This window comes from Chlamydia felis Fe/C-56 (genome assembly GCF_000009945.1).
Taxonomy (GTDB): domain Bacteria; phylum Chlamydiota; class Chlamydiia; order Chlamydiales; family Chlamydiaceae; genus Chlamydia; species Chlamydia felis.
In genome coordinates this window covers 1,122,033-1,142,262 of the sequence record NC_007899.1, presented here as the reverse complement: position 1 = coordinate 1,142,262, position 20,230 = coordinate 1,122,033, and the positions used below count along the sequence as shown (strand labels likewise).

The window sequence follows — 20,230 nt, the reverse complement described above, 5'->3', positions numbered from 1 at the left end:
GGCTCCCCATTTCAACTAGTTATCTAATTAGGGTAAATTTCTCCAATAAGTCTCGAGAGAATTTGGTTAAGCACCTGCATTGATGTCGATACCAATGTCCATTCTTGTTGTACGTTAGTCATCTGATTTTGCAGGTTTAACTGTTGGGTTTGTCCTTGCGTGGTATAGTCCTGTTGGTCAGATTGAATCTGAGTAAATAGAGGCCCTAGCCCTCCAGTAGGAGTTATGTTAGGAAATCCATTGGAAATAAAACCTTCCAAAGAAGCCAGAGTTGGAATCCAATCTGTTGGACCAGTGATTTTAAATACGGTGCTTTTGTATTTGCCGTCGTTGTTCTTTTGTTCCTGAATGTTCAGGTTAGACAACAGAGAGTTTAAAAGATTCAGCTGGTTAAATGTAATTGTGAGGGCATACTTATAGTTAGAAGTTGCATTGAGCATCTCAGATCTTTGAGACGAGCTTGCTCCAGGCAAAGCTTCTATTTTCTTTAATAAAGCTTCTACCATGGCTTGGGCGCGTCTACAACGGTCTGCATCACGCGCTATGTATTCTTTTTCTCTGGATAGGGCAAGGTAGGTTTCAAAATAATCACCGCAGAATAGATCTGTGCCTTCTTTACTTTGAATAAGATAGGAGGAGAAGTTGTAATATACAGAGGTCGTTGAAAAGTGATTGGTGATTTTTAAAAGATCATTAATAGCGTTTGCAGCAAGGTTATTAAAGTTAATTTCTTCGATTAAAGGATTTAGGAAGGCTGATTGCTTGGGCAGCTGTGAGTTTAATATTAGATAAATAAACGCAGATCCGAGGCTTTCAGAATTTAACCAACTTTCAACAGCTTTTTTGCGATCGTTAGTAAAACTAGCATTTGCCGGATTATATTCGCTGTATTTTTTATCTAAAGCATCTATTTGTTGCTGGAGTTTTTGAATATGTTGATTTGCTTCTGTTGTGAAATTTGTTAATACTGAAGTGGCTTGATTGACGAAATTACCATCGATATTCGCAACTTTTAACTCATTTTTTACAAAAGTATCAAAATTAGGGATCTGTAGCCCGTTTTCTGTTTTAATATAATTACTCAAAGCATAGGCAATTGTCCCTATTGTTTGACCGACCTCAGAGAAAAGGGGAAAAGTGGCAATAGCGCCTCCTTTGCCTGCTAGGAATTGTGTTACAGCGGCAGTGGTAGTGATAGCGTTATTTAGAGTATATTCTGCAATTTCTTGAAAAGAACTCATTTCTGCAATGAATCTAGTTAATGTGGTGCCGTTTCCTATAGCAAGTTGGAGGTAGTTGGGGACATATTTTTTGACTATAGTCTGTTCTTCTTGAGTAAGGTTCCCCAGCATTTGAGATAAACAGGTTAATCCCGCAACAGCTTCCATTGCTGACGTTACAAGCACAGAAGTATATGTGTTACCGTCTTTTATGTTTTTAGATCCATTGACCCATTCTGTAAAACAGCTTACTGCTTGCTGAAATGCTGAGAGTTGATTTTCTAGGGTCTGTTTTTCATTTTCTATAGAAAAGCGAACCGAGGTTAGATTTTGTACAGCAGTCTGATACGCACTGGTAACTCCTTCTCGGTATATAGCGGCGTCTCGAGATTTCAAATATAAATCTAGAGAGGCTTGGCTGGGTAGGTCTGTAGCATCGTAAATCTTTTTTAAAGCTTCAGTATCAAATGTGGTTTGAGTCAGAAGATTGCTTAGAGCTAATAATGTTTGAAAAACATCCTGCTCTCCTCCCAGTGCTGGAACTTTGTTCACAGCATCTGTGAGGCCGTTAAACACAGCTTGCAACATCGTTTGGCCATTGACACTTTGAACGTTGTCTTTCGTTGGATCGGGGATTTTTGCTTCGAGAGTTTTCATCTCTGTCGCCATTTTGGAAATTTCTCCCCCGATAAGTGATCGATAAGTCATGAACTGTTCTTTCACATGAGCATCAAAAAAGTCGGATACAAAGGTGTCTTCATATTGGCTAAGAGCTTGTTTAATAACTTCTTCAGTAGCTCCAGCAGACTGAAGTTTTTCTGATAATTTATCCTGACCCTTTTTAATTTCAGTAGCTTGTTCTTTTTTGATTTGATCAAGAATATTTTGCTTAGATGGTTGGTAGCAGTTGCTAAATAATCTTGTCTGTTCTTGAGCAGTAAGAGAGGGTTTATTCTTGAGAGAATTAACCAAAGTTACAGCAAGAATCACGGAAGCAATTTGTCCTAATTTAACATCTGGGGTTGAATCCATGAAGGTTGTTAAACCATCAAGAACTAGAGGAACTAAAGCCACAGCTGTTTTTTCCTGAATATTGGGAATAGTTTGGGTTGTTTTCGGATCTGCTGCAGGGCTGCTTCTTTTGGGAGATTTAGGAGCTGCTGGTGGCGGGGGGAATATTGTGTTATTAGGATTTAATAACATAGAAGTTTGGATGTTTCCAGCTTCTATAACAGATGCTAAACGTTTTAAAACATACAACCCAGAATTTAGGGCTTCTATGTCTATAGCCGGCTGCGTTTTAGGGTCAAAATTAGAAAACTTATGATCTAATTTAATAGTAAATAAACCGTCACCGGAAACTGTTTTAGGCCTATTTTGTATGTAAAAAGAAGACATAGAAATTGCTTTTAATTTTTTATTTTATTTTCTTATTTTATGAAGTTTTTTTCTATCCTGCTTTTTAACTAAAAATTTTTATTTTTCTTATAATGTTGTTCTTTTTGTCTTTAAGAAAAACTATTAGTTTTTGATTAATTATAAAAATAGTTTTCATGTTAATTTTATTAAAAATAAAAGTTAACAAGACTGTTCTCTGTATGGATATCATCAATAGTTATTCTGTTTCAGAAAATTATAAAAAATTACCAATAACACTTTGTTCTGTGTCTGTACAAAAACGAAATGAGTTATTGGAGAATCTTTTTCAGTACAAAAAAACTGAAGCTGAGCGTCTTATTTTGCAGCAGTTGATACGTATTTTAGATCAACAATCTGACAAAAAATACCGACTATTAGTAGAAAAGCTTCGTAAATCTGAAATAGAAGACAGAGTGATAAGCAAGAAGAGCCATACCGTGGCTGTTCATCATAAACCCCTATCTGACACACATTCTCCAATAGCAGTAGTCGCGACTACATCTGCTGTAGGAGATAGTGCAGGTCCTAATACAGCAGATCCTTTCTATAACTCTGTTAAACAACAGTGGGCTAATCGTTTGCTGCAGGGTATTCAAGAGGTTGTTAACACGATTGTTCAAGCGGCAGGCAGTCAAAACTCTGATGTTACTGCTCTTCAAGCAATTCAATCTGAAGTAAATCGTTTGGTTGCCGCAGGGATGAATCTAACAGATAAGGACTTTACATCTTTATACGCTCTTCCTCAAGAGATTTGCTCTACAGTTCAAAGAGCGACTATTTTTACCGGGGGGAAAAAAGCTGATTATATAAATATGCTGTCAAACAAATACGAAGATGCTTCTTTGTTATCCCAAGTATTTGGCGATAGTCGTGTTAGGGGATTACAACTTGTGCTTGCGGTTGTGAAATCCAAGTTAACTGAAGAAGAATACAGTATTTTTCTAGAGCTAGAAGGGGAATTAAACAAGCTAGGAAACTCTGTACAATCTTATAGTGCAGATCTGTTTAATCTTATAGACCAACTTGGGGATCAGTTATCAGACACCATCAATACGTCTGCTCTATCAAGAAATGATAAAATTGATTTATGTGCACGAATTTCCAGTCTTTATAAAGATCAGGTGGCTGCGATTGAGTCTTTTAATGTTATTCACGAAGCAGCTGTTTTTGTAAACCGTCACCAAGAAGCTGTTTTTAATCAGATATCTAGTTTAGTTTCTTCATTCATTGGAGTGTTTGCTCCTATCGACTTGGGAAACGTGACCGTGGAAATTAGTAGTGCCGCGCTTTCTGGCGCAGTACAAGCTATTCGGGCAATTAATTCTAGATTTAATGATTTGACAGTTAAACAACAACAGTTAGTTAACCAGGCGTTGACTACGGTACCTTCTTTTGCTGGAGGCAACTATGTCGGTGCTGTCTGGGCGTATTTTATTGCTTCCACAGTGCTAGCTAATAAACCTCTCTCGACTATGGCCGAGGTTGGGAATGTGATAAAAGAGGAAGCAAAAGAATTAACCGGATCGTTACTAAGTATAGCTTCTACTATTCAAAATACAATGACTGGTATTGTTACCCAAAATGGTCAATTTGTGTTTACCCTAAACGGAAACGAACAATACACAATTTATAGCAATAATTCTGGTAAAACAACAATTAATCCTGTTCTTTTAAACCGCGGGACTGTTGGTTTGTTAAAAAATGTCACAAGTAGGGCAAATCAGCAAGCAGAAAGCACTGCTAGAACGTATTTTCAATTTAAAGGATTGGCTGAAGTTGAAACAATACAGCTTGGTGCTTTAATAGATACGAGTCGGGAGCAGCTGCAAGATTGCCAAGATTTAAAAGCAGAATTGTATAAAGAAGAGTTATTATCTCGAGCCAATGAATTACAGGCCATGGCATTGCCTTCAGCTGTAGCTTCTGTATTGATCGATCGCTACATGCCTAAAGAAGTAGATTTCTTAAATAGCATTTACTCTCAGCTATATTACAGTAATTTAGGTTCTTCTGTCGGAAATGCCATGATTGATGCCATTTCAGAATATATTAATGCTGCTACATATTTTAATTTTGCCAGTTATGTAGGGCAACAGCCGGCTGTAGGACAAAAAGGTAAGGATGAATTTCCTGGAACAGCAGATAGTGCTCGAGCAAAATTAGAAACGGAGCGACAAAAAGCTGCATCGTATCTTAAAAGTACTCAACAAGCAGAAGTAGTGCTTGCAGAACAGATAAAAAAGGTAACAGAAGATTCTAAAATTACCGAAGAGCAACGTTCGCGCATAATAGATTCATTAAATAATTATAAGGACAATCTAAATGCCGTATCAGGATCTCTAGTGCTTTTACAAAACTACTTAGCTCCTTTAAGTATAGAAAACGGTTCTGTTCCCGGAACATTCATTGTTAGAGGTGGTGAAGATCAGTGGCAAGCGCGATTAGAGATCTTAGAGGATGCTTTGGTATCAGGTTTATCAGGTAATGCCATTAATGGAGGAATGTTCCCACTACAGGCAATGATACAAGCTGATCAGCAATCTTATGCTGATATGGGACAGAACTATCAATTAGAACTACAGATGCATCTCACATCTATGCAGCAGGAATGGACTGTTGTTGCGACTTCTCTGCAGGTATTAAACCAAATGTATTTGAGTTTAGCTAGAAGCTTAATGGGTTAAGGAGTTTTCTTATAAAAGTATAAGATTTTTGATAAATCAGTGGTGTTTGGCATGATTCTCGCTCCTTATTTTCTTGTGAAAGCAAGAAAGTGAAGGAAGGGGATTATGACCACGCCGCATATTCAACAAGAATTAGCTCGTTTAGAGTTCATTAATGATCAGCTGCGTACAGAACTAGAATATGTAAATACTTTGCTGTGTGATATAGGATTCCCCGAAGGGTTAACTACTATCAAAGCTATCGCAAAAGAAGTTCTCGCAGAAGATGATTTTCTAGACTAGAAAGAAAAAGAATCCCCGAGATAATGCTGCTTTACCATAGGGTTGGCGATCATTTGTGAGGAAGAACCTTCGAAAAAGATCTTCCCATCAATAATGAGATAACAACGATCTGCTATCGAAAGCAGTTCTTTAGCATTGTGATCTGTAATAAGAATACCAATACCGCGACCCGAAAGAATTTTAATTAGGTATTTTACGTTTTGAATAACAAGGGGATCCACATTTGCAAATGGCTCGTCAAGCAGAAGAACACTAGGATTTAAAGCTAATACACAAGCAATTTCTAATCTTCTCCGTTCCCCTCCGGATAGTGTCCCTGCTTTTTTATTGATACAAGAAGCTAATTGCAAATCATCTATCAGTGCTTCTAAAAGATGCGATTGTTGTTTTCTTGCTTTATAGATGATTTCTAAAATGCAAACGAGATTTTCTTTGACTGTCAGTTCTTTAAATACCGTGGGTTCTTGAGCTAGGTAGCCAATCCCTAATCTAGCTCGGTAATCCATAGTTCGTTTAGTAACATCCGTATTTTTAAAAATGATCTTCCCAGAATCAGGACGAATCAAGCCTACGGTGAGGTAAAAAGCTGTTGTTTTCCCCGCGCCATTAGGGCCTAACAGTCCAACAACCTCGCCGGCATTTACTTCAAAAGACACGTCATTAGTGACGGGCTTTTTGTTATACTTTTTTATTAAATTACAGACAGAAAGTATCGGCATAAACTCTCACTTTCTCAATAAAAAGATAGGGATAAAGTTTTCATGCCTCCTACAGCACGTTCTTCGGAAGAGTTGGGATCTGGGTGGATAGGATCAACATGAAAGCGACAATCATAAATGTTTAAAGAGCAATCTTGATAGTTTAACAAACCTTCGTTGCCCTGAAATGTCATAAGCTTGTTTAAATCTTGAGTATGGATATGGCCGGAAAGTTTCGACAAAGATTCCTTACAGGTATAATTCGCATCAGAAAGGTGAAGCTCCATACAGGACTTATCTATACGGCAGTTAAAAAACTGCCGTTCAGGAGAAACTATTTGCTTGTGTATGCCGAGTTTTTTAATTTTTAAAAAGGGCGGCGCCTTTTCAAAGTGCTTGTTCATACAAGAGACATCGCAAATGCTGTCTACTTTGATTATAGCGACAATTGTTGTGCAAGCTATGCCAAATATCCCTAAAGAACATAACAAGCCGTAGAACAAGAATTTAGTCATACTGAAGCCATCTCAAATGAACGTACACAAGTATATAGCTGATCCCATAGAGGAAGAAGAGCTTCAAAAGTCTTTAATGGTAACATAGAGGCCGCGTCACTTTTGGCTATAGCAGGATGGGAATGCGTTTCTATGAACAGACCGTGCGCTCCTGCGGCTAGGGCAGCTCGTGTTAATGTGGGAATAAATTCTGTTTGTCCGCCACTTTGGGTTTTTAACCCGCCGGGAAGTTGAACGGAATGTGTTCCGTCAAAAACAACGGGAAAACCCATGCTCGAAAGAACAGGAATGGAACGCATATCCGAAACAAGATTGTTATAGCCAAAAGAGCACCCTCTTTCAGTCAAAATAATCTTATTGTTTCCTGTAGAGAGGACTTTGTCCACAGGGCCTTGCATATCCCAAGGAGAGAGAAATTGCCCTTTTTTAATATTGATAATAGCGTTTGTTTCAGCAGCGGCAACAAGAAGATCGGTTTGTCGGCATAAAAATGCTGGAATTTGAAGAATATCACAAACCTCGGCAGCTGCGCGGGCTTCTTCAGGAGAATGCACATCTGTAAGAATTTCCACTCCTAAAGTTTCTTTAACCTTGGACAGGATTCTTAGGCCTTCGCTTAATCCCGGGCCTCGATAAGAATTTATAGAGGAACGATTCGCTTTGTCGTAGCTACTTTTGAAAATCCAATGAATGCGATCCGCATAGGGAGAAACAAGTTCGTGGATTTTTGAAGCTATTTCTAGCGTAATTTCTTCTCCCTCTATGACACAAGGGCCGGCAATGAGGATCATCTTGTCTGAGAACATCGTAAGCACCCTTTTTCTTCCGTTAAAAAGCCACTATAGAGGTTTATTTGAAACAAGTCCACCTACGATTTTAAGAAGAGAACGCTCTTCGAGGAACACAGAGAAGTAACGGAAGAACCGAGTCTTGTTTGACTTTTTTAGATTTAGATTTATACTAGAACCCGAATTATCCCTAGTCTTGGAGGATCCCCTGACCGAGACTTTGTGTTTCTTGATAAATCTGGACCGATAGCTCAGTGGATAGAGCATTCGCCTTCTAAGCGAATGGTCGCAGGTTCGAATCCTGCTCGGTCCGAATTCTCTAGTATGATCAAAAAGAAACCCTATTCTTCTTTGCCTGCGGGGCTTCCGCAGGCGGAAACAGAATATCGAGTGTGATGAAATATTCTGGAAAAGACGTATAGGGGAAAATATTTTAAAGCTACTTATCTTCCATAATTTCTAAGCTAACCTTCACGTTATTTCTGCTGGCTACAGAAATAAGAAGAGTGCGGATGGATTTGATTGTACGACCCTCTTTTCCTATAATTTTACCAATATCGGGTTTCGCAACTGTTAATTCGTAAATAATGGTGTGAGTGCCTTGAACTTCTTTAATGTGCACTTCCTCTGGGCGATCCACAAGGTTTTTAATAATATAAGCTAAAAAGTCTTTCATAAAGTAATCCTATAACTAAATTCGCGTTGTCTGCGGGAGAACGGTAAAAAAAATCGAACTCAGATTAATTTAATTTTAAATCGTCTGTTAAAATAATCAAACTTAATTAATAACCGATGTTTGTTTTAATGATTGATTCAAACAATTGTTTGTCAATAACGGTTTTACTATTATGAAATTCTTTTAATAGCAAGATCTTCATATCGCAAGGCAGTTCTGTTGTTAGGTTTAGACGTCTGTGTGTCTGGGGGTGGATGAAATCCAAGCTATAGGCGTGCAATTGTTGTTTGTCAAGACCATAACCGGCGTTTATAGAGGGCGATCCATATACAGGATCGCCTAAGATTGGGGTATTTAAATGCTTCATATGCACTCTAAGTTGGTGAGTACGTCCAGTTTCTGGACGCAAGAGTACTAAGCTTAATTTCCCATTGTAAGCAAGTACCTCACAATGAGTAATAGCTTCTTTCCCTGTGAGGGAAACAGCCATTTCTTTGCGTTTACTATGATGTCTAGCCAGTTTTGTATGGATTAGGGTTGCCGTCGGCTTGCCCACGCAAATGGCCAAATAACTCTTTTTCAGCTGTTTCGTCGCGAATAATTCACTATAAATCGTTTTCGCTTGCCGGGTTTTTGCTGTGATTAACAAGCCGGAAGTGTCTTTGTCCAGTCTATGAATGATTCCCGGTCTCCACGGCTCTTCGGGGAACTCTTGCTTAAGACGCTCTCCGATTTCATGTAAAAGAGCGTGAACCACAGTCCCGCGAATATGACCGGGGGCCGGATGCACTACCATGTCCCTAGGCTTATTTATCACGAGAATCATCTCGTCTTCGTAAACTTTATCTAGAGGAATGGCTTCGGGTAACAGTTCTAGGAGTTCTTCTTTTTCCTCGATTATAATAGAAACAGAGTCTCCAGGAACTAGTTGTGTAGCAACTTTTGTTTGTACCTGTTCATTAACCGTAACACGCTCGTCTAAAATGTGTTGTTGATAAAAGGCTCGAGAGTATTCCGGGTTTTGAGACACTAAGAACTTATCTAATCGATCACGATTAGTTTCATTAACAATAAAAAGAAGTGTGTTTTTTGATTTCATTGCAATGAGAAATTTTTATTCAAATATATTAAGATAAAGAAACTTATGGTTCTAGAGAAAAGCCGTTAAAAATAGCTTTACAAATAAGTTCTTGAAAGAAGCTTATTTAATTAATCTAGTGGGAGGCTGGTTGCTTTCTGGATTCTTTTTATGAGGGTCGGGGGGTAGCAAAAGGAGTATAGTTTTATTATTTTTTAGAAACTATCTTTTTATATTTAAAAGTTTTATTTGGCGCAGAATGTTAAATCAATTTGTTTAAATTGTGAGCAGGCAAAGAAGGTAAGCCCATTCACTGATGCGCATAAAAATGTATGGGTAAGCAGGCTAGACACATGGTCTACTGATTTTTGCCATTCTTCAATAGTGCAGGGAAAAGAGGAGATTTCCTTAGCAAGGTAAGCAGAATCATTATAAGAAATAAGAGCAAGATAGAGATCTTGATTTAAAAACGGAGCCCAACGTTTTGCTGAGTTTAGAAAACGCAAGATATCTTCTTCATCAAGAGGTAGGGCTAAAAAGTAGGTAATTCCCATACTACTCTTTATAAATGGAACGCATTTTTTTAGATGCTTTTTGAGCGCGATCTATTTCTTTATGAATGTTACCAAAAGAAGAGATGAGAATGGATTGAATGAACTTGTCGTACATCTCTTTTCCTTTTTCTTCTCCCATTTTTTGAATAAGCGCTAACCTGAGCTGATCCAAGGTTTTGACAGGACCATCGAATGTCATATTTGTTGGGGATAAATATTCGGGAGAATGGATCTCCTGTGCTGGTGTAGTTTCTTGAGTCTCAGCTTTGTTGATATTGATGTAGCGTGGTTCCATAAACCTACAGACCTCGATGCCTAGCTTAATTACGCATTTTACTATGCTGGGAAGTTATTTTCTATAATCATGAAATAAAAAGTTTTTAAAAAATAAAAAATTTTTGTTTCTAATCACACTAAAGTTTGTTGTTTAAGAACAGATTTCTTTTGGTTAGAAAACGATAAAATTTGTGTTTTTCTTTTTCCAAGCTCGCCATATTTTGCTAAAAGACCCTTGAGATATTTAATCGTAAACTTCTTCATATTGCTCAGATCTTTTTTCACAGCAGTTTGTTTTTTCTTTATCCCTTCCAGGTCTTTCGTATAGCTAGTTTCGTTAAAGCAGAGGATTTTTTTTATCGCTAATGAAGCAAGTTGACTCGTGGCTTGTTTGCAAGGAGCCTCAGGTAAACTCGAGATGAAAGGAGCTAAAGAGGCTAATACTGCTTCATGAAGGTCTTCTTGAGAGACTTTATTTCCTAACTTAGAGAGGAGCTCTCTGACTATGTCGTATAAGCGGTGCTTAATAAAAATGTATTCTAAAGATTTATAATAATGTTCTTGAGCCAGCTCATCATGAAGAATCTGTAGTTCTTTTTGTAAGTACCCTTCAAGAGCTTCCGTGTGAAGCTTCAAAATTTCAGAAATGGATGTTTCGACGGGCTTATTATTATAAATCGCCGTCGGTTTAGACGTTAAAACAACTTGGCATTCTGTGTATTGGAATAGAGGTTCTAGGATATCCTTAGCATAGATTCCTTTGGGGAGCTTTATCTCTATATGAGGTTGATCTGTTGAGAAATCTTGAATCGAATCAATTTTGATTACACCGCGTTTTGCTGCGTTTTCGATAGAGCGAATCAAAGTCTCGGTTGTTGTTGAAGGACAGATTTCTTTTATGATTAAGGTCTTTGAATCTACTATTTGAATAGAGGCGCGAATTGTTATAGAACCTAAACCATCTTGATATTCTGAGGCATCCATCACACCTCCAGAATAAAAATCGGGAAGTAGGGTGAATGTACGGTTATTTAAAATGGCAATTTGTGCCTCAATAAGTTCATAGAGATTGTGCGGGAAAATTTTCGTTGTCATTCCTACAGCAATTCCTTCAACACCATGCAGCAAAAGTAAGGGGAGCTTTGCAGGAAGAATGTCAGGCTCTTTTTCTCTGCCATCGTAGGAATCATGGAAAGACATTAAATCTGTGTTAAATAGAATGTCTTTAGCTAGGGGACTAAGGCGCGCTTCAATATATCTTGCTGCAGCATGGGGATCCCCGGTTAGGGGATTCCCGAAGTTTCCCTGAGTGTCAATCAGGTAACCTTTATTTGCTAGGACAACGAGAGCCTCAACAATGGGAGCATCCCCATGGGGATGCAGGGCCATAGTTCTACCAGCAATATTGGCAACCTTGTGCATTTTGCCATCGTCCATGCGAAACAAGGTCCATAGCAAACGTCGTTGTACGGGTTTAAGACCATCAAGAATGTGGGGAATGGCTCTTTCTAAAATCACATAAGATGCGTAGTGCATAAAATGCGTCTTAAAAAGATCTGAAACGTCCTGCATAAGCTATAAGTTGGTAATGAGGTTGTCCATAATAAATTGTTTTCGTTCTTTGGTATTTTTCCCCATATAAAATTGTAAAAGAGTCTCTACGGATTCTAATGCATTAATTGTTACTGGGGTTAGACGCATGTCCGCACCAATAAAGGTTTTAAATTCTTTAGGAGAAATTTCTCCTAAACCTTTAAATCTTGTTACTTCTAATGCTGTTTCTTTTTTCCTTAACTTCCGTATAGCGTCTGTTTTTTCTTGTTCTGAATAGCAATATAGCGTCGTCTCTTTATAACGAACTTTGAATACAGGCGTTTCTAAGATAAACAAGTGACGGTTTTCAACTATTGGTAAGAAGGTTTTTAAAAAGAATGTAATTAATAAATTACGGATATGCATCCCGTCCACATCAGCATCAGTAGCAAGAATAATTTTATTGTAGCGCAAGAGCTGCGTACTATTTTTCGTAATACCTAATGCTGTAGCCAAGTAGAATAGCTCGTCATTTTTATACATTTTCTCCTCTTCTAGGGAAAAAACGTTCAGGGGTTTCCCTCGAAGAGAAAAGACAGCTTGGGTTAGTGGATTTCTTGAAGATAAAATAGATGCAGAAGCAGATTCTCCCTCCGTCACGAAAATAGATGATGCCTCGCCATATAGAGAACGCTCGTTGTAGTGAAACTTACAATCACGAAGTTTTGGGATCTTATAATGGAGTTTTTTTTGTTTATCCTTGAGATCCTGTTTGAGGAATTGAATATTTTTTCGGGTTTTTTCATTTAGCTTAATCTTATTAAGAAGAAGATCAGCATAGGGTTTGTTTTTTTTGAGCTCTTGAATAATCGCGCTTTTAACGTCTTTAATTATTCCTGGGCGAATTTGTGTGTTGCCAAGCTTATTCTTTGTTTGTGATTCAAAAATTGGCGAGGCAATTTTTATTGCGATACAGCCGATAAGGCCATTGCGAATATCATTGCTTGCAAAACTTTTTCCAAAATACTCGTTGATTCCTTTAACAATAGCCTCTTTAAAAGCTGCTAGATGGGTACCCCCATCTATAGTTTCTTGACCGTTAACAAAAGAAAAATAACGTTCGTTATGTGTTTCTGCATGTGTGAATAGAAAGGATAATTCAGAATTTTGGAAGGTTATTGGCGGGTAAAGGGTATCTTCAGGAACTTCCTCTTTAAATAAGTCTAAAAGACCTTGTTGCGATAGGAAAACTTCATTATTGCAAATAATCTCAAGACCAGGATGCAAATAAGTATAACGACGGATTTTCTTTCTTAAAAATTCATCATTAAAAGAGAAGTTGGTAAAGATTGTGGCATCAGGAGAAAAGGTGATTTCTGTCCCGTCTGGATCTTTCGTAGAACCTTGATGCGAATTTTGCAAAATTCCCTTGCAAAAGGTTGCATAGTGGTATTGTTTCTTGCGTACGGAGCGTACAGTAAACGTTTCTGAAAGGGCGTTAACAGCTTTTAACCCCACGCCATTTAATCCTACAGAAAAATGAAATACATCTTGAGTATACTTTGCTCCGGTATTGATCTTAGAAACGCAATCGATCACTTTCCCTAAGGGAATGCCTCGCCCGGAATCGCGCACGGTTATCGTGGTGGCATTGGTAGAGATGGAAATAGTCTTCCCATGACCCATGATGAATTCATCTATTGCGTTGTCCACAACTTCTTTGAATAAAGTGTAAATCCCATCTTCAATTTGGGAACCGTCTCCTAATCTGCCTATATACATACCCGCGCGTAGGCGAATATGCTCTAGGGAGGCTAGAGAAACAACACTAGCTTCAGTATATGTTGCCATATTTTCTATTCTTCTTACTGCGTTCTAAGGAAAAAGACTTCTGTTAGAATTCTACTGCGCGATGTTTGAGTTAATGGTTAGCCATAGCAGTGCTATAAGTATTTCTCAACAATAGCCCTGTTTACTATTGGACTCCGGGAGATCTAAGCCTCTCTCCCAGAAGATTTGTCAGATTACGATATTTCTTTTTCTCAATCAAGATAGACGTAGTTTTTAGACTAAAGTTTAAGATTTTTATATTTTTAATATTTTATAATACTTCTTCTAGTTTAAGCATTAAATCTAGAGTTTCGTTAGTTGGAAAGTGGGTCACAAAAGTTGAAACGATCTTGAATATGGATGACAAGTGATGAAGTAAGACTTTAAGGAACTAGGGATATTCCCATAATTTATGTCTTAATATTAGGATAAGGCCTTGTCTTATTTTCTCTGTATTTTGTACGGGGAACCAGTCTAAGAGAGGATAAATAGATGGCATCTAATTTGATCTTGGGCTATACACCTAGACTACTTTCGTTCTCAGTTCTCTATTATTTGTCTTGTATTTAGAGAATAAGAGGAAAACTTATTACAACGTGCTTATGGTTCTAGGAGTTGTTGGAATTAGCTATCGAGAGGCTGCTTTAAAAGAAAGAGAAGCAGTGATTAATATCTTAAAGACTTTTGAAGCTGATACACTATTGGCGCAGCGTTTTTTCGGCGGAGATGGATCTTTCGTTTTACTGTTGACATGCCACAGAGCGGAAATTTATTATTTTTCTAAAAGTAATGCCAACGTTCAATCGAAATTGCTTTCTTGGATTTCTTCTTTAGGAACGCGTCCTTATTGTTATCAAGGATTAGCGTGTTTTACCCATTTATTTACTGTTACTAGCGGTATGGACAGTTTGATTTTTGGGGAAACAGAAATACAGGGTCAGGTGAAACGCGCATATATTAAAGCAAAAACAGATCGAGAACTACCCTTTGCTCTACATTTTCTATTTCAGAAAGCTTTAAAAGAAGGAAAGGATTTTCGTTCTCAAGTGTCTTTGTCTTATCCTGTTGTGACGATGGAATCCATTGTTGAAGAAACTCTAGACTTGCATGGTAAATCAACAAAAGACAAACTTTTATTTATCGGTTACTCTGATGTTAATCGGAAGATCGCAAAAGGGTTGAGTGCGAAAGGTTACCGAAATCTAATTTTTTGCTCTCGAAAAAATATTCCCATACCATACGATACGGTGGCTCGTAGTCAACTTTCCTTCGGAAAGCCTTATGATGTCATTTTCTTTGGATCATCGGAATCCGCCAGAGATTTTCCCGGACTATCTTTAGAAAGTTTGGCAGGTATTCCAAATCGGGTGGTTTTTGATTTCAATGTTCCGCGTACCTTTACTTTAGTGGAACGTCCCGAAGGGATCTCGTATTTGGATATGGATTTTATTAGCGAGCGTGTGCAGAAGAAACTTCAAATTAGTAAGCAGTGTACAAATAAAGAAAAACCATTTTTAGCTCTAGCAGCAAGAAAACAATGGGAAGTTTATGAAAAAAAGAGCTCAAATATATCTTTGAGCCAGATTCGAACTTCTCGTCCCAAGCTGTTGATTCTTTAGCGTCTAATTCATCTCTTGACATATACAGCTATCGAAAATACTCTAGGCTTTCATCGTTAATGCGATGGATTTGTATGCAAGTGTGGTCTAGTACTAGCAATTGTGGTTGATAACAAACACAATAAAAATCAGCCTGATTTTTCTTAGGTCTTTTGTTCTTTATAGTGAAAAAGATGAACAAAAAAACGAACGTGCTGTTGTTTGTAGAAACAAGAAATCGTTTTTATTTTTAAAGTTTGTATTGGCATAACTCGATTTAAAGGCTGAAAAAGCAAAGTCTAGAAAAGAGGTTGTCTAATTTTTTCTATGAAGAAGAGACAGCCGTTCCTGTGTGTAGGAAGAGCGGGCATGTTGGAGAAATTGATAAAAAATTTTGCCACGTATATTGGTATAACGTCAACCCTCGAATTCGATGCTGACGGAGCATACGTCTTGCCTATAAGCGATCTTGTCAAGATACGTGTATTACAAAATGCAGACAATGAAATTGTTTTTAGCGCTTTCTTAGGGAAGCTAGCTCCTTCTGCGGATATAAATAAAGCATACTTACAGATGATGGTAGCGAACTTGTTTGGTAGAGAAACAGGAGGGGGGGCTCTCGGGTTGGATTCCGAGGGCAATATTGTCATGACACGTAGAATTCCTGAAGAAGTTTCATATAAAGACTTTGCGCTTTACGTAGAGAGTTTTATGAATTTTTCTGAAACTTGGCTTGAAGATTTGGGATTGGACAAACCACAACAAGGACAATAGGCGACAGAGGTAGAAAAACATGGGTGCACGGTTAATTATTGATAAAGGCCCGTTGTCAGGATTTGTTCTGGTTTTCGAAGAAGGAACTAGCTGGTCCATAGGAAAGGACGAGGCTACTAGCGATATTCAGTTGGAGGATCCTAAGCTTGCGGGCACTCAGGTGATTATTACAAAAGAAGAAGACCTCTACTATATTACCAATTTAGACCTCGCTCATCCCGTTACTGTAAACGGAAAGGAAATTACAGAAACAACACCAATAAATCATACCGACGTCATAACATTTGGAAGCAATCAATATTCTTTTTTCACGGATGAATTTGATCCTGAGGATGTTGTTTACGATTTTGACTTTTCATCAGAAAATACGATTAATGTCTCGCCAGAACCTGCCGATAGAAAGAAAAAGACGGAGAAGCAAAGTAAGGCTTCACAGGATAGAGCAACAAAACCTTCTCCAGCAACCCAGCAAGATTCTTCCGATGCTTCTCCCTCCGATAAAGATAAAGAACTTGCTGAAGCTTTCCTGGCTTCTGCAAAGTCAGAGCAGAAAACCTCTAGTCAAAAGATAGATATAGATTCGCTATCTGTAGCTGGAGAAAAAAAGACAGAATCCCCATTAGGGGATGTAAAAACTACCGCAACCCAGCATGCCACTATGGAAGAAAACGGAGCTTTGCCTAATCAAAATCAGCAACCGTTGCCAGATTCAGCACCCGCTACGCAAGATCAGTCTAAAGAAGATGGTCAACCTAAAGCAAATGAGCCTGTTAAAGAGCCTCCTGCTTTTAATCAAGAAGAAACAACTCCTCAAGTAACAGCAACTGATGGGAGTCAAAATGTAGAAGAACCTCAAGATGAAGAGGCTTCTAAAGAACAAGTTGCTAACGAAGAAAAAATAGAAGAGAACCCCGAAGAAGAAAGCCAGAAACCTGAAAAGGAGGCTAAAGAAGAAGGCTCTTCTAAAGAGCAGGATACTAGCGAAGAAGATTCCGTAGAAAAATCTGAAGAGGAAGAAGACCAAGATTCTGACAAGGTTACTGAGGAAGAGTCTAAAGAGGAAAACAAAAAAACTGAAAAAGCCGAAGTTTTGTCGCCTTTTAATGTACAAGATCTCTTTAAATTTGATCAGGGTATTTTCCCTGCAGAAATCGATGATATTGTTCAAAAAAACGTTTCGGTAGACCTGTCCCAGCCCTCACGCTTTTTATTAAAAGTATTAGCCGGAGCCAATATCGGTGCAGAATTTCACCTGGATACAGGGAAATCTTACATTTTAGGTAGTGACCCAGCTTCTGCGGATATTGTCTTTAATGATCTTAGCGTGTCGCAACGCCATGCCAAAATCATCGTCAGCAACGATGGTTCTGTTATGTTAGAAGATCTAGGAAGCAAAAATGGCGTAATTATCGAAGGAAAGAAAATAGAGCACAGCTCTACTTTAAGTTCTAATCAAGTTGTTGCTCTAGGAACAACTTTATTTTTGCTGATAGATCATTTAGCTCCTGCAGATACTATTGTCGCTTCGTTTGCTCCAGAAGATTACGGTTTATTCGGCCGGCCTCAAGATGCTGAAGAAGTTGCAGAACGGGAAGCTCAAGAAGAAGAAGAAAAACGAAAACGGGCGACGCTCCCTACAGGATCGTTTATTCTTACACTGTTCATTGGTGGGCTCGCTATTCTCTTCGGTATAGGTACAGCATCTTTATTCCATACGAAAGAAGTTGTTCCTGTGGAAAATATCGATTTTCAGGAAGACATCGAACGTGTGGTCAATGCTTTTCCAACAGTTCGCTACACGTTTAATAAAAACAATGGCCAACTCTTTTTAATAGGGCATGTAAAAAATAGTATAGATAAAAGCGAACTTCTCTATAAAATGGATGCTTTATCTTTCATCAAATCCATAGATGACAACGTGATTGATGATGAAGCTGTTTGGCAGGAAATCAACATATTGTTGTCTAAGAAACCGGAGTTCAAGGGCGTGAGTATGCACTCCCCAGAACCCGGAGAGTTTGTGATCACAGGATACCTAAAAACAGAAGAGCAAGCCGTATGTCTCTCTGATTATCTTAACGTGCATTTCAACTATCTTTCCCTGCTTGAGAATAAGGTAATTATAGAATCGCAAATGTTGAAGGCTATCTCTGGTCAACTTTTGCAATCAGGATTCGCAAATATTCAAGTAGCGTTTGTTAATGGCGAAGTTGTTCTCACTGGCTATGTTAATAATGGCGATGGGGAAAAATTCCGCGCTGTTGTTCAGGAAATCTCTGCTTTGCCAGGCGTACGCCTTGTGAAAAACTTTGTCGTTTTGTTGCCTGTTGAAGAGGGAATAATAAATTTAAATTTGCGATATCCTAGCCGTTATCGTGTAACCGGATATTCAAAATACGGGGACGTAAGCATAAATGTTGTAGTCAATGGAAGGATTTTAACCCGCGGTGATGTAATCGATGGTATGACGGTCACCAGCATACAACCGCACTGCATCTTTTTAGAGAAGGAAGGGTTGAAATATAAAATCGAGTACAATAAATAGCTAATGTTAAGGCTTGTTAATTCTTTTGTATTTAGGAAGAAATACTATGTTTAATATGGAAAATACAGCGGCTAAAGAAGATAAATCTTCTCGTCCGCTGTTTGATTTAGAGAAAGATATGCAGGATCTGAGCAAAGCTCAAGAGATCAATGCCAACGTGCAGGATAAAGTGCAAAAATTGAATGCTTCTCTTCGTGAAGGTTCTGATAAAGCATCTTTTGAGAAGCAACAAGTGCTATTAGCAGGATATCTAGCCCTTCAGAAAGTTCTCGGGCGAATCAACCGCAAAATGGTTTAATAGACTAGATAAGAGGAGAATTTATGAGTGCCGGTGGCAGCGGGAGCAGTTGCTCAGCTTTTAATTTTAATGAAATGCTTAACGGCGTATGTAAGTACGTCCAAGGTGTGCAACAATACCTAACAGAATTAGAAACATCAACGCAAGGGACTGTTGATTTAGGTACGATGTTTAATTTGCAATTTCGTATGCAAATTTTATCACAGTACATGGAAGCAGTGTCCAACATCTTGACAGCAGTGAACACTGAGATGATTACTATGGCAAGAGCTGTTAAAGGAAGTTAATAAATTAAGAGAAGGATCATGGCAGATTTGGAATTATTTAAAGCAGATTTTGCGTTGTTGTTTGAAGCTGGCATGCTAGCCATTAAACAAGGCGATGAAGAAGGTGCAAAAAAGCTTTTTCAATCTCTACAAATTTTAAATCCTGACCACTATGGTCATGAATTGGGATTAGCATTGATTGACCTGCATAAGATGGAAATTTTTGCTGCAGAAGAACGCTTAAGCGCTTTAGCACAAAAAGAAATCGACAATTGGAGCATTAAGTCTTTCCTTGCTCTGACTCATATGATGATCGTTTTGCATCAAGGAAGCTCTTTCGAAGTACGTCGTGACAGCTTGGAAAATTGCTTAAAATTAGCAGATCAAGTTCTAGAGAATTGTGAAGTAGAATCAACAAGAATTCTTGCTCAATCTGTTTTAGATTGGCACGATAACTTAGTAGCTAAAAGCAGTGGACCTTTAGGTTAACTTTTTAGGCTAAATAAAATACGCATGGTTGTTGTCTTATGATAGATCCTTTGCAGCTTTTCCCGAAGCTAGATTCCGACAAAGAAACAGCTTCTATACAAAAGCCTTCAGGAACTCCTTTAACTAGCGAGCTAAATAAAGAGGTCCCTGCATTTTCTCTGGGAATGTCTGCAGACGCCCTGAATAAAAATGTAGAGGATGTCAAACCGAATCCTATGGCGATGATGCAAGATAGAAACTCTAACCTCATCGATCCTGAACTAGAAGAAGAATTGGATTCAGAAGAGCTTAAAGAACAAATAAACAATCTAAAAGAACGTTTATGGGATGCTCAAACAACTCTACGACAAGATCAAAATAAACTATCTCCTGAGCATTTTGAAGCCGTTAATGTGATTATTGATTTAATCAACGGGGATCTTAGCGATATAGCTGAGCATACACAGCAACGCTTACAGGATAAGAACGAAAAAGAAGACGATTCTGTTGTGCGTAAAATGATTAATTGGGTCTCTTCAGGAGAAGAAGTGCTAAATAGAGCTCTGCTATATTTCTCTGACAGAAATGGCGAACGGGAAAATTTAGCAGACTTTTTAAAAGTACAGTATGCTGTTCAAAGAGCAACGCAAAGAGCTGAGCTCTTTGCTAGTATCGTAGGAACTTCAGTAAGTAGTATAAAGACGATAATGACTACACAATTAGGTTAA

Annotated in this window: 19 protein-coding genes and 1 tRNA gene; 10 read left to right on the top strand and 10 right to left on the bottom strand. The window is 38.2% G+C overall.

Annotated features, from left to right (window positions below):
- Positions 1-23 precede the first annotated feature (23 nt).
- A complete protein-coding gene (locus CF_RS04985; protein WP_011458535.1) occupies positions 24-2,618 on the bottom strand; it encodes a CT620/CT621 family type III secretion system effector in 2,595 nt (864 codons plus the stop codon).
- Between the two features lie 200 nt (positions 2,619-2,818).
- On the opposite strand from CF_RS04985, the gene CF_RS04980 reads away from it, so the two are divergent.
- A complete protein-coding gene (locus CF_RS04980; RefSeq protein WP_173023631.1) occupies positions 2,819-5,323 on the top strand; it encodes a CT620/CT621 family type III secretion system effector in 2,505 nt (834 codons plus the stop codon).
- A 105-nt stretch (positions 5,324-5,428) separates the two neighbouring features.
- On the top strand, positions 5,429-5,605 hold the full coding sequence (locus CF_RS05285; RefSeq protein ID WP_011458533.1) for a hypothetical protein: 177 nt from the start codon (positions 5,429-5,431) through the stop codon (positions 5,603-5,605).
- Here CF_RS05285 and lptB read toward each other — a convergent pair.
- Genes lptB through kdsA form a run of 3 tightly spaced genes read right to left on the bottom strand, consistent with a single transcriptional unit; the run spans position 5,602 to position 7,624 of the window.
- Positions 5,602-6,324 carry an LPS export ABC transporter ATP-binding protein gene (lptB, locus tag CF_RS04975; protein WP_011458532.1) on the bottom strand — a complete coding sequence of 241 codons (723 nt, stop codon included), beginning with the start codon at positions 6,322-6,324 and terminating at the stop codon, positions 5,602-5,604. The genes CF_RS05285 and lptB overlap by 4 nt on opposite strands.
- A gap of 14 nt (positions 6,325-6,338) precedes the next feature.
- Positions 6,339-6,818, bottom strand: a complete 480-nt coding sequence (locus CF_RS04970; protein ID WP_011458531.1) for a DUF1137 domain-containing protein — start codon at positions 6,816-6,818, stop codon at positions 6,339-6,341.
- On the bottom strand, positions 6,815-7,624 hold the full coding sequence (gene kdsA, locus CF_RS04965) for a 3-deoxy-8-phosphooctulonate synthase (RefSeq protein ID WP_011458530.1): 810 nt from the start codon (positions 7,622-7,624) through the stop codon (positions 6,815-6,817). Before kdsA ends, CF_RS04970 begins: the two co-directional genes overlap by 4 nt.
- Positions 7,625-7,846: 222 nt before the next feature.
- Between kdsA and CF_RS04960 the strand changes: the two genes are divergently transcribed.
- Positions 7,847-7,919: transfer RNA gene (locus tag CF_RS04960), tRNA-Arg, on the top strand.
- A gap of 126 nt (positions 7,920-8,045) precedes the next feature.
- Here the strand turns inward: CF_RS04960 and CF_RS04955 are convergent.
- The 6 genes from CF_RS04955 to CF_RS04930 form a co-directional block, all read right to left on the bottom strand.
- Complete coding sequence (locus CF_RS04955) at positions 8,046-8,282, bottom strand: KH domain-containing protein (protein WP_011458528.1); 237 nt, start codon at positions 8,280-8,282, stop codon at positions 8,046-8,048.
- Between the two features lie 106 nt (positions 8,283-8,388).
- Positions 8,389-9,381: an RluA family pseudouridine synthase gene (locus CF_RS04950; RefSeq protein WP_011458527.1), complete on the bottom strand. Its 993-nt coding sequence runs from the start codon at positions 9,379-9,381 to the stop codon at positions 8,389-8,391.
- A 224-nt stretch (positions 9,382-9,605) separates the two neighbouring features.
- Positions 9,606-9,914 carry a hypothetical protein gene (locus CF_RS04945; protein WP_011458526.1) on the bottom strand — a complete coding sequence of 103 codons (309 nt, stop codon included), beginning with the start codon at positions 9,912-9,914 and terminating at the stop codon, positions 9,606-9,608.
- Position 9,915: 1 nt separating this feature from the next.
- Positions 9,916-10,209 (bottom strand): hypothetical protein, encoded by a 294-nt coding sequence (locus CF_RS04940; RefSeq protein ID WP_011458525.1) that lies wholly within the window; start codon positions 10,207-10,209, stop codon positions 9,916-9,918.
- A 113-nt stretch (positions 10,210-10,322) separates the two neighbouring features.
- Positions 10,323-11,762 (bottom strand): DNA gyrase subunit A, encoded by a 1,440-nt coding sequence (locus tag CF_RS04935; RefSeq protein WP_011458524.1) that lies wholly within the window; start codon positions 11,760-11,762, stop codon positions 10,323-10,325.
- Between the two features lie 3 nt (positions 11,763-11,765).
- Positions 11,766-13,574, bottom strand: a complete 1,809-nt coding sequence (locus CF_RS04930) for a DNA topoisomerase IV subunit B (protein ID WP_011458523.1) — start codon at positions 13,572-13,574, stop codon at positions 11,766-11,768.
- Between the two features lie 581 nt (positions 13,575-14,155).
- On the opposite strand from CF_RS04930, the gene CF_RS04925 reads away from it, so the two are divergent.
- The 7 genes from CF_RS04925 (at position 14,156) to CF_RS04895 (ending at position 20,230) form a co-directional block, all read left to right on the top strand.
- Positions 14,156-15,172: a glutamyl-tRNA reductase gene (locus CF_RS04925; protein ID WP_011458522.1), complete on the top strand. Its 1,017-nt coding sequence runs from the start codon at positions 14,156-14,158 to the stop codon at positions 15,170-15,172.
- A gap of 348 nt (positions 15,173-15,520) precedes the next feature.
- Entirely contained in the window at positions 15,521-15,925 is a 405-nt protein-coding gene (locus CF_RS04920) for a CesT family type III secretion system chaperone (RefSeq protein WP_041468111.1), read from the top strand.
- 19 nt (positions 15,926-15,944) lie between these two features.
- Entirely contained in the window at positions 15,945-18,470 is a 2,526-nt protein-coding gene (sctD, locus tag CF_RS04915; RefSeq protein ID WP_011458520.1) for a type III secretion system inner membrane ring subunit SctD, read from the top strand.
- A gap of 46 nt (positions 18,471-18,516) precedes the next feature.
- On the top strand, positions 18,517-18,768 hold the full coding sequence (locus CF_RS04910) for a DUF5398 family protein (protein WP_011458519.1): 252 nt from the start codon (positions 18,517-18,519) through the stop codon (positions 18,766-18,768).
- A gap of 23 nt (positions 18,769-18,791) precedes the next feature.
- Positions 18,792-19,055, top strand: a complete 264-nt coding sequence (locus CF_RS04905; protein ID WP_011458518.1) for a DUF5407 family protein — start codon at positions 18,792-18,794, stop codon at positions 19,053-19,055.
- 18 nt (positions 19,056-19,073) lie between these two features.
- Positions 19,074-19,523: a hypothetical protein gene (locus CF_RS04900; protein WP_011458517.1), complete on the top strand. Its 450-nt coding sequence runs from the start codon at positions 19,074-19,076 to the stop codon at positions 19,521-19,523.
- Between the two features lie 38 nt (positions 19,524-19,561).
- Positions 19,562-20,230 (top strand): hypothetical protein, encoded by a 669-nt coding sequence (locus CF_RS04895; protein WP_011458516.1) that lies wholly within the window; start codon positions 19,562-19,564, stop codon positions 20,228-20,230.

What these genes read in the sequence shown, in the direction of transcription:
- lptB (WP_011458532.1), bottom strand. Translation starts at nt 6,324, where the DNA reads ATGCCGATACTTTCTGTCTGTAATTTAATAAAAAAGTATAACAAAAAG.
- CF_RS04940 (WP_011458525.1), bottom strand. Translation starts at nt 10,209, where the DNA reads ATGGAACCACGCTACATCAATATCAACAAAGCTGAGACTCAAGAAACT.
- CF_RS04920 (WP_041468111.1), top strand. Translation starts at nt 15,521, where the DNA reads ATGTTGGAGAAATTGATAAAAAATTTTGCCACGTATATTGGTATAACG.
- CF_RS04985 (WP_011458535.1), bottom strand. Translation starts at nt 2,618, where the DNA reads ATGTCTTCTTTTTACATACAAAATAGGCCTAAAACAGTTTCCGGTGAC.
- CF_RS04945 (WP_011458526.1), bottom strand. Translation starts at nt 9,914, where the DNA reads ATGGGAATTACCTACTTTTTAGCCCTACCTCTTGATGAAGAAGATATC.
- CF_RS04910 (WP_011458519.1), top strand. Translation starts at nt 18,517, where the DNA reads ATGTTTAATATGGAAAATACAGCGGCTAAAGAAGATAAATCTTCTCGT.
- CF_RS04905 (WP_011458518.1), top strand. Translation starts at nt 18,792, where the DNA reads ATGAGTGCCGGTGGCAGCGGGAGCAGTTGCTCAGCTTTTAATTTTAAT.
- CF_RS04980 (WP_173023631.1), top strand. Translation starts at nt 2,819, where the DNA reads ATGGATATCATCAATAGTTATTCTGTTTCAGAAAATTATAAAAAATTA.
- CF_RS04925 (WP_011458522.1), top strand. Translation starts at nt 14,156, where the DNA reads ATGGTTCTAGGAGTTGTTGGAATTAGCTATCGAGAGGCTGCTTTAAAA.
- sctD (WP_011458520.1), top strand. Translation starts at nt 15,945, where the DNA reads ATGGGTGCACGGTTAATTATTGATAAAGGCCCGTTGTCAGGATTTGTT.
- CF_RS04930 (WP_011458523.1), bottom strand. Translation starts at nt 13,574, where the DNA reads ATGGCAACATATACTGAAGCTAGTGTTGTTTCTCTAGCCTCCCTAGAG.
- CF_RS04970 (WP_011458531.1), bottom strand. Translation starts at nt 6,818, where the DNA reads ATGACTAAATTCTTGTTCTACGGCTTGTTATGTTCTTTAGGGATATTT.
- kdsA (WP_011458530.1), bottom strand. Translation starts at nt 7,624, where the DNA reads ATGTTCTCAGACAAGATGATCCTCATTGCCGGCCCTTGTGTCATAGAG.
- CF_RS04950 (WP_011458527.1), bottom strand. Translation starts at nt 9,381, where the DNA reads ATGAAATCAAAAAACACACTTCTTTTTATTGTTAATGAAACTAATCGT.
- CF_RS05285 (WP_011458533.1), top strand. Translation starts at nt 5,429, where the DNA reads ATGACCACGCCGCATATTCAACAAGAATTAGCTCGTTTAGAGTTCATT.
- CF_RS04935 (WP_011458524.1), bottom strand. Translation starts at nt 11,762, where the DNA reads ATGCAGGACGTTTCAGATCTTTTTAAGACGCATTTTATGCACTACGCA.
- CF_RS04900 (WP_011458517.1), top strand. Translation starts at nt 19,074, where the DNA reads ATGGCAGATTTGGAATTATTTAAAGCAGATTTTGCGTTGTTGTTTGAA.
- CF_RS04895 (WP_011458516.1), top strand. Translation starts at nt 19,562, where the DNA reads ATGATAGATCCTTTGCAGCTTTTCCCGAAGCTAGATTCCGACAAAGAA.
- CF_RS04955 (WP_011458528.1), bottom strand. Translation starts at nt 8,282, where the DNA reads ATGAAAGACTTTTTAGCTTATATTATTAAAAACCTTGTGGATCGCCCA.